This window comes from Sporolactobacillus mangiferae, from assembly GCF_023336505.1.
Classification (GTDB): Bacteria; Bacillota; Bacilli; order Bacillales; family Sporolactobacillaceae; genus Sporolactobacillus; species Sporolactobacillus mangiferae.
The window spans coordinates 13,400-29,065 of sequence record NZ_JAMAST010000009.1; the positions used below are offsets into that span (position 1 = coordinate 13,400).

Below are 15,666 nucleotides of genomic sequence, written 5' to 3' on the forward strand. Positions count from 1 at the left end.
CCCTTCTTTCTTTTTTGTTACTCATGACAGCTATTCATAATTTGTAAATGCCGGTCAGCGGTATTTAATTCGCGGATCAAACAGCCCGTAAAGCAAGTCAACAACAAAGTTGACCATAACAAAGATAAAAGCAATGACAAGAATTCCTGACTGAATCACCGGATAATCGCGATATTGAATTGCATTGTAAATATAGAGCCCCACGCCCGGCCATCCGAATATCGTTTCTGTCAGAATGGCGCCTCCGAGCAACAAACCGGTTTGCAGGCCGATGACGGTCAGAATCGGGATAAACGCATTTTTCAATGCATATTTGTAGACAATCCAGACCATCTTCTGACCCTTTGCCTTCGCCGTGCGAATATAATCTGATTTTAATACTTCAAGCATGCTTGAACGGGTCATACGCGCAATAATCGCTGTAGGAATGGTCGCAAGCGCGATCGAAGGCAGAATTAAGTGGCGCAGGACCATCCAGAATTGATCGAATCGACCTTGCAGCAACGTATCAAGCAGATAAAGATTAGTAATCGGATCCACACTGTTTCGAATGTCATCCCGTCCGATTGACGGAAGCCATTGCAGTTTAATTGAAAAGCCCCATTGTTCGAGCAGGCCGAGCCAGAATACAGGCATGGATACGCCGATCAGTGCCAGAATCATTGCAGTGTAATCAAGTACCGTGTTTTGCTTCCAGGCACTGATAATTCCGGCATTAATGCCTACGAAAACCGCAATAATCATCGCGATGAATGAAAGTTCAATGGTTGCGGCCAGATGTGGCCAGATTTCACTTGCAATCGGTGTATGCGTCTGAATAGATGTCCCCAGATCACCGCTCAATATATCCTTTAAGTAGGAAAAGTATTGAATATACCACGGATTGTCCAATCCAAGTGAGCGATTCAAGCTGTGTATCGCTTCGGGCGTTGCCTTCGTACCGAGAATGGTCAGCGCCGGATTGCCCGGAATCGCGTGAATGATTGCAAAAACGATTAAAGTCATGCCAAGGAGAACAGGAATAAGCATCAGCAATCGTTTTATAGAATAATAAAACACAAGATTCACCTCTTTTTGCTGCAATATTGAAATAAATCAGGTTGTAAGCCATTAAAATCCATTAAAAAAATTAATAGAGATGACAGGAGATCTTTCGCCCGTCTTCTAAAGTCTTTAACATTGGCATTTCTTTCGAGCAGATATCCATAGCGGCCGGACAGCGGTCATGAAATGCGCAGCCTGCCGGCGGATGTGCGGGGCTCGGTACGTCACCCTGAAGAATAATGCGATCCGTTTTGACATCGGGGTCAGGGACGGGAACTGCGGACAGAAGGGCTTTCGTATATGGATGCTGCGGATGATTATACAGCGCTTCACATTCCGAAAGTTCAACAATTTTGCCAAGATACATAACACCGACTCTGTCGCTGATATGACGGACCACGCTCAGATCATGTGCAATAAAAATATAAGTCAGATGAAACTGCTTCTGCAGATCCTTGAGCAGATTCAGCACCTGTGACTGAACGGAGACGTCCAGCGCGGAGACCGGCTCATCGGCAATAATCACTTTTGGACGTACGGCAAGTGCACGTGCTATGCCAATTCTCTGGCGCTGCCCGCCGCTGAATTGATGCGGATAACGCCTGGCATGGTAGGCATTTAATCCGACCAACTCAAGAAGCTCTTCCACGCGCTTCTGACGCTCTTTTTTGTCGCCCATCCTGTGAACAATCATAGGTTCTTCAATGATATGGCCGACAGTATGACGCGGGTTGAGTGAAGCAAACGGATCCTGGAAAATCATTTGAATATCTTTACGTGCTTTGCGCATCTCACGCTTTGAGAGTTCCATGATATTCCGGTTCTGGAAAATGATTTTTCCTTCGGTTGGTTCAATCAGGCGCATGATCATGCGCCCGGTTGTCGATTTGCCGCAGCCGGATTCACCAACAATCCCCAGTGTTTCGCCTTCACGTACCGAAAAACTGACACCATCGACAGCACGAACAGTTTCAGAAACTTTACCGAATTTTCCGCCTTTGATTGGATAATATTTTTTTAAGTTTTCAACTTGCAAAAGCGCTTCGTTCATTTGCAGACCTCCTTTCTGCGCTCATCCTTGATGAAGAAAGCAGCGTGATTTGTGCTCTTCGCCCAGTAATTCCGGAGTTTGTTCGAGACATTTATCCATAACAAACTCACAGCGCGGGGCAAACAGACAGCCTCTGGTTATCGATCCGGGTTTTGGAACGCTTCCCTTAATTGTATAAAGGCTGTCTTTTTTGTCATGAAGATCCGGTATGGACTCAATCAAGCCTTTCGTATACGGATGCTGCGGCCGATTAAAGATTTCTTTAACCGTACCTTCCTCAACGATTTTTCCGGAATACATAACGGCGACACGATGGCACATCTGCGCAACAACGCCGAGATCATGTGTAATCATGATAATTGCTGTGTGGGTTTCCTTATTCAGCTTGACCATCAAATCAAGAATCTGAGCCTGAATCGTCACATCAAGTGCCGTAGTCGGTTCGTCCGCAATCAGCACTTTCGGGTTGCAGGACATGGCCATCGCAATCATCACACGCTGGCGCATCCCTCCGGACAACTCATGAGGATATTCCTTCAGCAGTTCCTTGGCTCTTGGAAGGCCGACCTGTTTCAGAAGTTCTATAGAACGTTCTTCCAATTCCTTTTTCGAAAGATGGCTATGCAGCCGGATGGCTTCTTTCAGCTGATCGCCGATGGTAAATACAGGATTCAGGGAAGTCATCGGCTCCTGAAAGATCATGGCAATATCATTTCCGCGAAGCTGCCTCATTCGTGATTCTTTCGCATGACTGATGTCTTCATCTTTGTAGAAAATATGTCCGCCGACAATTTTTCCCGGGGGGGATGGGAGCAGGCCCATGATGGAAAGCGACGTAACACTCTTACCGCATCCGGATTCACCGACAAGGCCAAGAATTTCGCCTTCGTGAACAGTGAAATCAATGCCGTTTACAGCTGGAATCTCACCGTCATCCGTAAAAAAAGAGGTTCTGAGTCCACTCACTTTTAAAAGCGTGTCGTTCATCGTATAATTCACCTCCCTCGACTTGGCTATTATACCACCCGAACAAAAACAATGTCGTTTTTTCTTTGTTCGCTGTAAACTTTTTTACAAAAGCTGCGTTCGAAAAGCATGATCTTCTTCATCATAAATTGCGCGCATGCACCGATTCGCCGAAATGATCAAGTAACTGATTCGACTCATCATTTTGACAGTTACTGCATTCTTTTTAAGTTCAGAACGATTTTGTTCATTCATAATCAAACAAGATGATTCCGGGTGGGGCTCATACGCAAACAAGCGTCTCAAAATGCTTTTGAGACGCTGGCAAACCAAAGAGCATGACAATATAAAACGCCTTGTCCGATTATCAGACAAGGCGTTTTTCCGTTCTAAAGGTGATTACTTCTTATTTTGCTGCGACTTCTGGTTCTGCTGACGAACTTCCTGAGCGTTCGTTTCGCTACCGAATTCACCACTGAACTGACCGTTTTTTGCTTGGGCATTCTGTTTTTTTACTTGTTCTACATCAGTGCCCGCATTAGACTTCTTAGCCATTGAGTATCACCTCCACCATCATAACTTAGCCAAAAGGCAATAAAATTATGTGTGATTTTGTCGATTATTTTTGATCCACTCAATAACTTTTTGATGCGGTACCGGAAACGGATAGGCATCAAAGTCGGCCACTGCCACCAGGCGCTGTTTTTCACTGATTGGCTTCTGATGAGTACGCCCATCCAGCAACGTCAAATGCCAAATTAAATGCGAGAAACGATGTGTATACGTAAACGTTGTATGCACCGGAGCCATTTCGCATCCGTAGCGTTCACTAATGTAATCATGCCGCTGACCCGCCTTCTCGTACTCATCCAGCAAAATCATCGGGAACTGCCAGAATCCGGCAAGGAGACCTTTGTCCGGCCTTTTCTCGATTAAATAACGCCCATCATCGTCTCGAATCAGCAGCACGGCATAATGCAGAGGCCTCGGTTTTGCATTTCCGCTTTTGACCGGATATTCTAATTGAACGCCTTCTTCACTGGCGAGACAATGCCTGCGGAGCGGGCAGTTTGGACAGTCCGCATGCTTAGGTTTGCAGATCATCGCACCTATATCCATCAGTGCCTGATTAAACGCACCGGGGTCGGTCTCAGTGATGAGACTGCTCGCCAGATCTTCAAATTTTCTTCTTGTTTTTTGCTTGGCAATATCATCGTCAATCAGAAAAACTCTGGAGAGAACGCGCATCAGATTGCCATCAATTGCCGGTTCCGGTTCATCGTATGCCATGCTGAGCAGTGCAGAGGCTGTGTAGGGACCAATTCCGGAAATGGACAGTAAAGTTTCCTTACTGTCCGGCAGCTGACCGTCATACTTTTCCACAACCTCACGCACACCCTGCTGTAAATGGCGGGCGCGCGAATAGTAACCGAGCCCCTCCCAGCATTTCAGAACGTCCTGTTCAGGTGCATCGGCGAGTGCGGCGGGCGTCGGAAATTTTCTGATAAACCGCATATAATAAGGGATGACCGTATTGACCTGTGTTTGCTGAAGCATAACCTCAGACACCCAAATGTAATAAGGATTGTCTGTTTCACGCCAAGGCAAATGTCGGCCATTGCTGTGAAACCAATCAAGGAGATCATGATTGAAGTTCCTGATCTGCTGCTCATTCATTGTCCATTCAACCTTTCTTTTCAAAAAAATTACATAGGTTTTGCTGCAAATATACCTTCCATTATCCCTGATTTTATGTGACAATGTAAGCAGCAAGCGAGCAACGTCGTGCCATTGAAAGAAAGACGCTTCGTTCAAAAGGGAGGATATTCTTTTTCATGGATACAGCGACTCATATCGTCATGGGATTGGGTGTTGCCGCACTTGCAACTCTGGATCCCGCTGTTGCGCAGAACCCGCTGACGTCTCAAACCGTCATGATCGGTGTTGTGGCGGGTTCGGTAATCCCGGATATCGATACCATACTGAAATTAAAAGATAATGCAACCTATATACGCAATCACCGTGGAGTGACCCATTCACTTCCCGCAACACTGCTTTGGCCGTTTCTTCTGACAGCCATTCTGACAGCACTTAATCCCGGCGCAAATATCGGACATTTGCTCATCTGGACGCTGGCAGCCGTCTCCGGACATGTTTTTGTCGATCTTTTCAACGCATATGGTACTCAGGCAATCCGCCCCTTCACAGGAAAATGGGTTGCCTTTGGAACGATCAACATTTTTGATCCCTTTATTTTCATGATGCATCTGATCGGCTTCGGAATCTGGATGACACTTGGTCACCCCGGAATCACGTTTATTCTGGTCTACTCTGTGATTACCGTCTATTATATCCTGCGCGGACTTTATCACAGGCATGTCCTGAACCAGGTGAAAAGCCAGCTCCCCGGACTGAAGAAAGTCTTTCTTTCGCCAACGTGGCGCTGGTCTCATTATCATGTGGCAGCTGAAAGCGACCGTTATTTCTACGTAGGCAAAGTGAACTGCTCAAGCCTGCTGTTAATAGACCGGTTTGACCGGACACCGATAGACTATAATAATAAAATGATCAAAGCAGCGATGCAGGACAAAAATGTGCGCGCCTTCCTCTCGTTTTCGCCGATCTATCACTGGTCAATTGCTGAGCGGGGCGGCCGCTATGTCATTCAACTTACAGATCTCCGTTATTATTCTAAAGGGACCTATCCATTTACCGCAACTGTTTGGCTTGACAAAGATTTGTCTATTGAAAGCTCTTATACAGGCTGGGTATTCAGCGAACAGAAACTCCGCAAAAAGCTTGTGCTTGCGCAGCTGCATTCATGATTTCCGTTTACGCTGTAATCGAACTGGGTTCGTGTCTTTTACAGTACTGAATCGACGCTTCAGTTGCCCGCTTGCCGCGGGCGATCCGGAAGCCTCCTCAGGCAGGCCAATTCCTGCGGGGTCTTCCCTGGCTCGCTGATCCCGCAGGCGTCTCGCACCCCGCTTTGATTCTCGATAAGACACTGGTTTATTGGTTTTCATATGGGTCAAAACGACATACCTTCTTATACTACAAGAAAAGGCCCTGGGTGGTGTGACTCCCAGGGCCTTTCTTTACCATTCATCGGCGAATCCCGTGCCTTGGCAATAAGAAGCTAATAACTAATCATTAATGCCACCGATACGGTCGTGCAGAAACGAATCAATCGCATCAAGTGGAAACCCTTTGTGATAAAGGAAATTTCTTACTTTAAGAGCAAAGGCACGGCCGGTGAACTTTTTATATTTCTGCATCGCCTTTTCCGCCTGATTGGCCAGTGCGTTCTTCTCATTTTCTTCAAGAAAATCAGTGATCTCGTTAAGCACATGATTACTGATCTCCCGTGAATACCCATGCTGCATGAGCAGTCTCGCCAGAACAAGCCGTGCTTCTGCGCTCGACTTCTTATTTTTCACCGATGAGGTGTGCTTTGCCAGATACTTTCGCGCATGCGCAATTTGCTCATCAATTGAAAAAAGCTTCTCAGTACGCGCCGCAATTTCTTGTGCAACGCCTGTCTGCAGCAATTCCCGATAAATAAGCTGCGGTCCCTTCGTTGAGGTTTGAATCCGCGTCCGTGCGAAAGAATTCGCAAACGTCTCATCATCAAGCAGCTTCTCATCAAGCATTCGCTGAATCGCATAATCGATCTGCCGCACATCAAAAGATCTCTTCTTCAAATATTCTTTCATCTCAAAAACACTGTGCATTCGGTGTGCAAGGTAACGCAGCCCAGCGTTGTAAGCACGTGTGCCGGAAGCCTCCCGGCGAATCCGTTCCACTTGCTCCGCTGAGAGTTCAAGTCCTTTATGCAGTGCTTCACGAACAAGAATATCCTCATGGACACTGACACGTGACGTTCGACCTTCCGGGTCTCTAATCTCTATGGAGAAAAAATCACGCTCTGTTTCGTCCGTTTGTATTCTGGTGATCCTTGCCATCAATCCGTCCCCCAGCACTTTTATCAATATAATAGCATAAACATTTGCTTTTTGTTGCGAAATCACCACTCCGGGCGCATTCAGATGTGTGACTTAGGCTCATTTTATGTCGAATTTAGTAGCTTGTTTAAATTTACTTTTCTGAAATTATGAGAACAAGAGATGTGAAAATGTCAATAACTTTGTGGATAAGTGGATAACTTCAATAAATCCTTTATTAACGCGATGTAAAAATGTGCATGATTTTGTTACTATTTTGGTTTTAATATGTGAATTGTGTTAATAAATGAGCAAAAATACCCCGTTATCCACTTTTTCATTTGTCAAGTCTGTGGATAAACATGTGGATACTGTTCCTAACTTATTTCGACTTTTTTTGGAAAATTTAATGCGCCACAGAGATAATAAGTCAGTAGTGGGCAGAAAATCGATTAGAAAACTTGGCTTCGCCAAGCTTCTGACGAAGGCAAAATCCTGGTTGCACTTATATTATGTTCCTTACATCGCTGCGGCTGCGCGCTTCCGCTTTAATATAAGGCATAATATTTCTTATCACACAAAAAATGCCTCAATGCCAAATGGAATTGAGGTTTATAATCAACGAAATTTTGAAGGCAACTTTCGCTCGGCCATCAAATCATCCAGACTGCGGAAACGATAGCCCTGCTTCTTCAGGTCTCGAATCACACGCGGCAATGCCTCCGCATTATCTTTCGAAACTGTATGCAGCAGAATCACTGCTCCCGGATGTACCCGCTTCATAATATGATCATAGGCATAATCAGCGCCGTGCTGATCGTCACGAACCCAATCACGATAAGCAGCAGACCAGAAAACATCCACATAACCCTCTTCATGGCCAAGCTTCAATGACCGTTCGCTGAATGTTCCTCTCGGCGGACGAAGATAATTCATTTGCCGTTCACCGGTTAATTTCATATATCTGTTCTTTAATTTCTCAAGTTCCCGCCTGTACTTCTCATCACTGATCTTGGAAAGATCCGGATGGCTCCATGAATGGTTGCCGACAATATGCCCTTCCCGGACCATGCGCTTGACCAGTTCCGGCTGATCCGAAATATAATGACCGGTGATAAAAAACGCGGCAGGTACTTTTTCTTTCTTTAAAGTGTCAAGCATTTTCGCTGTGTAGCCTGCCTCATAACCATTGTCAAAGGTCAGAAACAGTTCTTTTTTAGATGTGTCACCAATATAAACGCCGTCGTATTTCTTTAATAATGCTTCGTATTCTGGCTCTGTAGTCGCCGGCTGGTTATGTTTCGCAGGTTTGAAATACCAGTCCTTTCCGTATACAGAAAATGGCTGAACGAACAGTCCGCAAACGGCAACCATGAGCAAAAGCGCTATTTTCTTCACACAATCACCCTCCAAATATAACATTGACCGTTTGCGCACTAATTATGTTTCCTTATTTTTCTGTCACTTCTTCAATCCAGTCATCACGAAACCGGCGAAGTTTAACCTCAAGACTGTCCAGCATCCTGAGTATATTTTCCAGATCTTCGTGTCTGCATGTTTCCGCATCAAACGCGTTCACGACTTGCATAAGCAGCTGAAATCTTTTTTTCAAGTACATTACCTGATCTGTTTTTGAATCTGTCGCTCTTCCCATTCCAAGCACCTCCGTCCCTGCCGCTCCTTTCACTTTAGCACAAGGACAGCTTAAGTGGGTTTATGAAGCGCTGGGCCAAACTCTGCTGCAAGGTTACTGATCTGAATAACGCAGCATCAGGTGATCGGTAATCGGCATCCACGCGCCAATGCCTTGCTGCATAACATTCGTCACTTCAATATGCGCACTCCCGCCCTTCATGAACAGAAAGACTTCTCCGTAGGTGATTTTCCCTCGTTCGTTAACCGCTGGGACGTAACCGTACAGATGGCCAATCTTTTTGGATGAAACACGAAACGGGCGGTCGACCTTGGTTCCCGCACCGACAATCGTTGAAAAAGCGATGGGCAGGTGGGTCTTCTTCATGGTTTTCGCAAGAATCAACTGGCTGGCTTCCTCCTTTTTCGGTACTTCGGAAGTCAATCCCCCGTTGACTTTTGCCTGTACTTTCTGCAGATATCCGATCTGCTGACCGGTTTTGCTGCCGCGCGCGTCAATCACGTTGTCATTGATTCTCTTAAATTCCCAGTTCACTGATGTTTCCGATGACTGATAATTCAGCGGCCATTCTCCCAAATAGATACGCGCTGAGTAGCCAATTGACCACCTTGACGGATGTACGGCGGACTCATTAAAAAGTTTAATCAACATTGGATTTTCAATCGGGACATTAGCCGATTTGAGCAGCGTCTTGGTCTGCGCGCTCGGCACAAGTTCCGAAGAATCATGCGTTGGGTTCGGGTACGTATTTTCTTTCGAAATATCCACAACCGATTCCGGTAAATGGTGGGGCACTGTGCTCTTTGCATGAGCAAACGGCACATCCATGAATAAAAGAGCAGCAAAGGCAATCATAATAAAAATTTTCCTCAAGGCAGAAAACTCCTTTTTTGCTTATTTTCTGCCGGTTACCGCAAAATTATCAAAAAAAGACGGGCGCACCTGATGCCCCGCCCATCCCCGATATCGAGAATCAATCAAAAAGATGTAGTCTGCCAATACGCTCAGCAGCTTCTGTTAATCGGTCTGGTTCGGTCAGCAGGCCGATACGTACATAATTTTCTCCACCGGTACCAAAGCCAATGCCTGGTGCCAGAACAACATGCGCTTTATCAAGCGCATACTCAAAAAACGATTCGGAAGTAAATCCCTTTGGTACCGGGAGCCAGCCAAAAAATGATCCCTTGGACGGTTCAGCTTCCCACCCGATTTTTTTAGCTGCATCAAAAAATGCATTGCGGCGTGTTTCATAACGCTGGACCAGTTCACGTACGCAGTCCTGCGGTCCGAGCAGCGCTTTGGCACTCGCTTCCTGAATACCGCCAAACAGACTGACAAAATAATGATCCTGAAACAGCTCGATCGCCTCGATGACACTTTTGTTGCCAAGCGCAAAGCCAACGCGCCAGCCAGCCATGTTGTATGTTTTTGATAATGTATAGGTCTCGATGCCGACCTCTTTGGCGCCAGGCGTCTGCAGGAAACTGCGAGCCTTTTTGCCATCGAATCCAAGTGCGCCGTAGGCAAAATCATGCAGAACACAAATTTTGTGTTTCTCAGCTGTTTTGACGGTCTCTTCAAAAAAACCAGCAGGCGCGACAGCCGAGGTCGGATTGTTTGGATAATTCAGGAACATCAGTTTGGCCTTGTCCAAAGTATGCTCAGGCATTGCACCATAATCCGGAAGAAATGCATTCGAAGCGCGCAGCGGCATTTTTTCCATATGCAGATTGGCCAAGGCGAATCCCGATAAGTAATCCGGATAGCCAGGATCTGGCATAAGCACGGTGTCCCCGCCGTTTAAGAGGCATTCTCCAATTTCGACCAGACCGGTCTTTGAACCGAAGAGAATGGCAACCTCTGTTTTCGGATCGAGATCAACATCGTATTCACGTTTATAGAAGGTCGCAATCGCTTCTTTCAGAAAATCATAACCCCTGAACGGTGAATACTTATGATAAAGCGGATTGACAGCTGCGTCCTGCAGCGCTTTGACAATATGCGCCGGTGTCGGCTGATCCGGATTTCCCTGTCCCAGGTTAATAACGTCATAACCCTTGGCAATCGCCGCATTCGTTTTTACAACTAAATCAGCAAAAAATTGCTTTGGCAGCCGATTGAGTGCATCGGACTTAGCAAAATAAACCATTCATGTCCACTTCCAACTCTTTATTAGTTATTTTTTGATTAATCTGATCAAACAGTACTTTTATTGTCATCGATTCGTGGCCATTTGTAAAGGATTCCTGCCGGGGACAAAACACTATTTTTCAAAAAACCATGATCATTTTTGTGCTTCTTTGAAATTTGGGAGAGACGGAACCCGTAAAATCAAGTATACTTGTTCTTGCTGAGCTTCTTTAGAGCGGCTTAAATCTGTGGCACGCAACGGTGAGGGATTCGGAATGAACAGGTCATATCAACGTTTCCAGTTTTTACTGCTGATTAGTTCGGTTTTTATATGCGGTGCCGCAGAAGGCATGCTGCTGCCGCTCATTGCCTCGCTGCTCGAGAAGAACGGTGTCTCTGCCATCATGAACGGCCTCGGTTCAACATCGTTATATATCGGCATGCTCGTCTCAGTGCCATTAATGGAAAAACCGATGCAGAAGTTTGGCTACAAATGTTTTTTGATTGCTGGTCTCGCGCTTATTACTCTGCCTCTGTTCCTTTTTCCAATCTGGATGAACCTGTATTTCTGGTTCGTACTCAGGCTATGTGTCGGTTTCGGGGACAGTATGCTCCATTTTGCCGCACAGACCTGGATTACAGTGGACAGTCCCGTCAATCGGCGTGGCCGAAACATTGCCATCTATGGGCTTTCCTTCGGTATCGGCTTTGCGGCAGGTCCGATGCTCGTTCGTCTGCTTTTTTTTGGGACAGCCGTTCCATTCATAACAAGCGGCCTCTTTTGCACAGTTGTGCTCCTGCTCCTGTTCCTGCTTAAAAATGAGTATCCCGAATTGAGCACGGCCGCCGAGCCTTCGGCCAGACAGTTCTTTTCCAGATATAAAAAAGTCATTGCCGCTGCCTGGTCAGGTTTCGCTGTCACCTTTGCATTCGGTTATCTGGAAACTTCATTAAATAACAGCTTCCCTGTTTTTGCATTAAGACAGGGCTACTCGCTCGACTCAATCTCCATTCTTCTTCCGGCATTCGTTACCGGAGGTCTGCTCACCCAGGTGCCGCTTGGCATGCTTGGTGACCGCTTCGGGCGAAGGTATCTTCTTCCGGTCATCTGTCTCTTTGGCGCACTTCTGATGACGGGAGCGGGACTGCTTTCTGAACATTTTTACGGCATTTACCTCTGCCTGCTTGGTGCGGGGACGCTGGTCGGATCGCTCTATTCCATGAGCATGGGCTATGTAAGCGATTTGCTTGATTCGAAACAGATTCCGCTGGGCAATATTCTGATGACCGTATGCTACAGCATCGGGTGTATGATTGGTCCTGTCTCAGGAAGCGTGCTGATTGGCTGGATACCTGGCGGCGGCCTTTTTTACGGAATCGCCGTTTTTATTCTGCTTGCATCGCTCGGCTGCTTTATTCATCAATTTTACATTGCACGGCGTGCCGCACTCGATCATTCCCATATTTCAGGGAAAATGCCTAATCTGTGAAACCTTCACCCCGGATTTACTATATCGCGGGGAGCACTGACCCTGTCTGCTCCTCTTTTCGCTCTGTCTCCACGTTTTTCACTTATCTGAAAATCCTAAATGATCCAGCTCACTTCTTTAAATGCTGCGAACAATTCACTGCGTGATTGCATACCATACAAAGCAGCAGGAACCTTGGTGATGCCGGAGGCTCAGTTAAAGCATCCTGCTATTTGCATCCGTGAAAAATGAGCCCGCACCTGTACCAGGGGGACTTTTCAGGGGGAATCTCAGTTGAAGAAAAAGTTAATCATGCCTGAGCTGTATACAGCAACACATTGGATGAACCGGAAAGTAGCGCGTGAATCCCTGATTGGCGCGCCGACACTGATCCATTTCTGGTCAGTCAGCTGTCCCAAGTGCAAACAGGCACTTCCGGTCATTCAATCCATTCGCGATCAATACAGCGATCAATTGCATGTCGTTGCCATTCATATGCCATTGTCAAATGACGATCTGAACGTTCAGAAAGTTGCCCGTGCCGCTGAATATTACGCGATTACCGAACCGATCCTGATCGACAATACACATCGCCTTGCTGATTCATTTGGAACCCGGTTTGTTCCGGCCTATTTTCTGTTTGATCCATATGGACATCTGCTTGAGTATCATATGGGAGAACGCGGGGCACTTCGTATTGAAAAAGCAGTCAATCGCCTTTTTTTTCAAAATCATTAAAATCCGCCAGCTCATTTTGAATAAAAGATAACACATCGTCTTTTCAGAAAATGAAGCAGTCTGAAAAGAAAGAAACCCATTAAAGCACCGATTGTATTTAAAAAAATGTCGTCAATATCAAAAATACGTTCTGCAAAGAAAAACTGACAGGATTCAATTAATAAGCTGACGCCAAAACCAATCAATACTTGTCCGATTAACATGCGCTGAAACGGAAGCAGCCATGAAAGGAACAGACCAAGCGGCATAAAGAGAAGCAGATTGCCGACAATGTTCTTCATAATCAAAAAGCTGTTCCCGCTTCGCAGCATCAGTCGAATGCTGCTGAACAAAATGAAATTGCTGGATTGTCCATACGTGTAGTAATTATGCGTAAAAAGCGTCGCGAAAACAAGAACGGCCATATATACAAGAAAAAAAAGTAAAACAAAATATTCCTTCACACGCAATTTCTTTGCCATGGCTGCTTGCCCCCCTTATTAACTTATGCCACGCAAAAAACATTCATGTCGCCTGAAAGAGCACTGAACAGCAGAAAACGCAATAATCTATATTAATTCTAATATTTGATACTTTCTTAAACGATCAAAATGCATGTTATCAGCAAAAACGATGATGATTACCATTATCAATTATAATAAATTGATTTCATTTGCCTATTGTTTTTCATATGTGAAAAAATATTATAATTAATATCATTTGATAACTATTATTTAAAATGAAGGGTCGTTTCTAAAATGATGCAAGAAGCGAAGCTCACTCAGCTGCCAAATAACAGAACCACTATCCCTTTTCAGCTAAATGCACTGTGGAAAAGGCATGGCGAACTTATTGCAGCGTTATCCGGTGGTTTTCTGACTTTGTCCGCCTACATTCTGAATACATGTTCTGTTCCGTATACGTGGCTGCTCTACCCCGCCGCATACATGGCCGGCGGTTATTTCAAGGCAAGGGAAGGGCTCTCAGAGACATTGCAGACGCGCCGGCTGAATGTTGAACTGCTGATGGTTATGGCCGCTATCGGCGCTGCCTGCATCAATCACTGGTTAGAAGGCTCCATTTTAATTTTTATCTTTGCGCTCAGTGGGGCCTTGGAGACTTATTCCACGTCTAAAAGCACACATGCGCTTTCCGCACTGATGGATCTTCAGCCGGAAATCGCACATCTTATAGAGGACGACCATGAGACGAACGTTTCTGTAAAACAGCTGGTTCCGGGGGATATCATTCACATTAAGCCGGGGGAACATATCCCGACTGATGCGGTTATCATTCAAGGCGAAACGTCAGTTAATGAAGCGGCCATGACCGGAGAATCCGTACCCGTCTACAAAAAAGCCGCTTCCGAAGTAATGGCCGGCACCGTGAATCTTGACGGCAGTGTAACGGCCCGTGTCACCAGGAGAAGCCGCGACTCTCGATTCAGCAGAATTCTTGACCTCGTTCAGTCTGCTCAAAAAGAAAAAGCACCCACTCAATTATTCATCGAACGATTTGAGCGAACTTATGTAAAAGGCGTTCTGATTGTTACTGCACTCATGCTTTTTGCACCACATTTTCTTTTTGAATGGTCGTGGAGCGAAACCATCTATCGCGCCATGGTGCTGCTCGTCGTCGCCTCGCCCTGTGCACTGGTCGCATCGACAACGCCTGCCGTTCTTTCTGCTGTCGCCTGCGGGGCGCGCTGCGGCATACTGATAAAAGGTGGTGTGCATTTGGAGGAGCTCTCAGCGATCAAAGCCATCGCATTTGATAAAACCGGCACGATCACGGGTGGCAATCCGGAGGTTACTCACTTTATCAACCACAGTTCCCTTGACCAGAAAACGATTCTGGATCAAATTGCAGCAATTGAAAATCAATCATCGCATCCGCTTGGCAGAGCAATTGTCGCTTATGCCGCCAAAGTCACCGGCCATGCGCAGCTGCCGCTGGCCAATCATATTAAAGTGAAACCCGGCTTCGGTGTCATCGGCTATGTCACGAGTCACGAATACATGATCGGAAAAGGAGAGATGATGGATGCTGATGCGCTGAATAACTTTCACCAGATTTACTCTCTCGAAGCTTCCAAAAACGATGAAACCATGGTTTACATTGCTTCAGAAGGAAAAATTATCGGATTGTTCATGCTCAAAGATCAGGTCAGAAGCTCCGCAAAAGCTACGATTCAGACACTCAGGAAAAACGGAATAAAAACCATTATGATGACCGGCGATCACGAACGAACCGCAGCCATTGTGCAAAGGGAAACCGGTGTCGACACTTATATAGCCGACTGCCTTCCGGAGCATAAAGCAATGAAAATCAGGCAGCTGAATAAGCAATACGGCCATGTCGCAATGGTTGGAGACGGAATCAACGACACACCGGCCCTCGCCCAAGCCTCCGTCGGCATCGCCATGGGTGCTGGCAACGACGCTGCACTCGAAACCGCGGACGTTGTGCTCATGAAGAACGATCTGACGAAAATTGCCGATGCCGTTCGTCTTTCTAAAAAAATGAGCCGAATCGTCAAAACAAACATAGCGTTTGCAATGGCAATGATTGCTTTTTTGATTGCGACAAATGTTCTGCAATTGCTGACGATGTCTCTGGGTGTTGTCGGCCATGAAGGAAGTACGATCCTTGTGATTCTGAACGGATTAAGAATGCTGCGAGATTAGCACA

At 46.0% G+C, this 15,666-nt stretch carries 15 protein-coding genes; 4 read left to right on the top strand and 11 right to left on the bottom strand.

Annotated features, from left to right (window positions below; genetic code table 11):
• Nucleotides 1-54 precede the first annotated feature (54 nt).
• From M3N64_RS08750 to mutY, 5 genes are all read right to left on the bottom strand, one after another.
• Nucleotides 55-1,059 (bottom strand): ABC transporter permease, encoded by a 1,005-nt coding sequence (locus M3N64_RS08750; protein ID WP_249101226.1) that lies wholly within the window; start codon nucleotides 1,057-1,059, stop codon nucleotides 55-57.
• A 70-nt stretch (nucleotides 1,060-1,129) separates the two neighbouring features.
• Complete coding sequence (locus M3N64_RS08755; RefSeq protein WP_249101229.1) at nucleotides 1,130-2,095, bottom strand: ABC transporter ATP-binding protein; 966 nt, start codon at nucleotides 2,093-2,095, stop codon at nucleotides 1,130-1,132.
• A 21-nt stretch (nucleotides 2,096-2,116) separates the two neighbouring features.
• The gene (locus M3N64_RS08760) at nucleotides 2,117-3,082 is read right to left on the bottom strand and encodes an ABC transporter ATP-binding protein (protein ID WP_249101232.1); all 966 of its coding nucleotides are present in this window, start codon (nucleotides 3,080-3,082) and stop codon (nucleotides 2,117-2,119) included.
• 378 nt (nucleotides 3,083-3,460) lie between these two features.
• Nucleotides 3,461-3,616 carry a gamma-type small acid-soluble spore protein gene (locus M3N64_RS08765; RefSeq protein ID WP_249101238.1) on the bottom strand — a complete coding sequence of 52 codons (156 nt, stop codon included), beginning with the start codon at nucleotides 3,614-3,616 and terminating at the stop codon, nucleotides 3,461-3,463.
• 45 nt (nucleotides 3,617-3,661) lie between these two features.
• Nucleotides 3,662-4,738, bottom strand: coding sequence for an A/G-specific adenine glycosylase (mutY, locus tag M3N64_RS08770; RefSeq protein WP_249101242.1), 1,077 nt, complete (start codon nucleotides 4,736-4,738; stop codon nucleotides 3,662-3,664).
• Between the two features lie 158 nt (nucleotides 4,739-4,896).
• On the opposite strand from mutY, the gene M3N64_RS08775 reads away from it, so the two are divergent.
• Complete coding sequence (locus tag M3N64_RS08775) at nucleotides 4,897-5,886, top strand: metal-dependent hydrolase (RefSeq protein WP_249101244.1); 990 nt, start codon at nucleotides 4,897-4,899, stop codon at nucleotides 5,884-5,886.
• Nucleotides 5,887-6,207: 321 nt separating this feature from the next.
• Here the strand turns inward: M3N64_RS08775 and M3N64_RS08780 are convergent, their stop codons facing one another.
• The 5 genes from M3N64_RS08780 to M3N64_RS08800 form a co-directional block, all read right to left on the bottom strand.
• Nucleotides 6,208-7,026 (bottom strand): RecX family transcriptional regulator, encoded by an 819-nt coding sequence (locus M3N64_RS08780; protein ID WP_249101247.1) that lies wholly within the window; start codon nucleotides 7,024-7,026, stop codon nucleotides 6,208-6,210.
• Between the two features lie 597 nt (nucleotides 7,027-7,623).
• Nucleotides 7,624-8,379 (bottom strand): delta-lactam-biosynthetic de-N-acetylase, encoded by a 756-nt coding sequence (gene pdaA / locus M3N64_RS08785; RefSeq protein ID WP_249101404.1) that lies wholly within the window; start codon nucleotides 8,377-8,379, stop codon nucleotides 7,624-7,626.
• Between the two features lie 76 nt (nucleotides 8,380-8,455).
• Entirely contained in the window at nucleotides 8,456-8,659 is a 204-nt protein-coding gene (locus tag M3N64_RS08790) for an SE1561 family protein (RefSeq protein WP_249101250.1), read from the bottom strand.
• 93 nt (nucleotides 8,660-8,752) lie between these two features.
• On the bottom strand, nucleotides 8,753-9,514 hold the full coding sequence (locus tag M3N64_RS08795) for a YfkD family protein (RefSeq protein ID WP_438271013.1): 762 nt from the start codon (nucleotides 9,512-9,514) through the stop codon (nucleotides 8,753-8,755).
• 118 nt (nucleotides 9,515-9,632) lie between these two features.
• On the bottom strand, nucleotides 9,633-10,808 hold the full coding sequence (locus tag M3N64_RS08800; RefSeq protein ID WP_249101255.1) for a pyridoxal phosphate-dependent aminotransferase: 1,176 nt from the start codon (nucleotides 10,806-10,808) through the stop codon (nucleotides 9,633-9,635).
• Between the two features lie 256 nt (nucleotides 10,809-11,064).
• Here M3N64_RS08800 and M3N64_RS08805 point away from each other — a divergent pair, with 256 nt between their 5' ends.
• A complete protein-coding gene (locus M3N64_RS08805) occupies nucleotides 11,065-12,279 on the top strand; it encodes an MFS transporter (RefSeq protein WP_249101258.1) in 1,215 nt (404 codons plus the stop codon).
• A 273-nt stretch (nucleotides 12,280-12,552) separates the two neighbouring features.
• Nucleotides 12,553-12,996, top strand: a complete 444-nt coding sequence (locus M3N64_RS08810) for a TlpA family protein disulfide reductase (protein WP_249101261.1) — start codon at nucleotides 12,553-12,555, stop codon at nucleotides 12,994-12,996.
• 11 nt (nucleotides 12,997-13,007) lie between these two features.
• Here the strand turns inward: M3N64_RS08810 and M3N64_RS08815 are convergent, their stop codons facing one another.
• Nucleotides 13,008-13,457: a VanZ family protein gene (locus M3N64_RS08815; RefSeq protein WP_249101263.1), complete on the bottom strand. Its 450-nt coding sequence runs from the start codon at nucleotides 13,455-13,457 to the stop codon at nucleotides 13,008-13,010.
• Nucleotides 13,458-13,736: 279 nt separating this feature from the next.
• On the opposite strand from M3N64_RS08815, the gene M3N64_RS08820 reads away from it, so the two are divergent.
• The gene (locus M3N64_RS08820) at nucleotides 13,737-15,662 is read left to right on the top strand and encodes a heavy metal translocating P-type ATPase (RefSeq protein WP_249101407.1); all 1,926 of its coding nucleotides are present in this window, start codon (nucleotides 13,737-13,739) and stop codon (nucleotides 15,660-15,662) included.
• The last annotated feature ends 4 nt before the right edge of the window (nucleotides 15,663-15,666 follow it).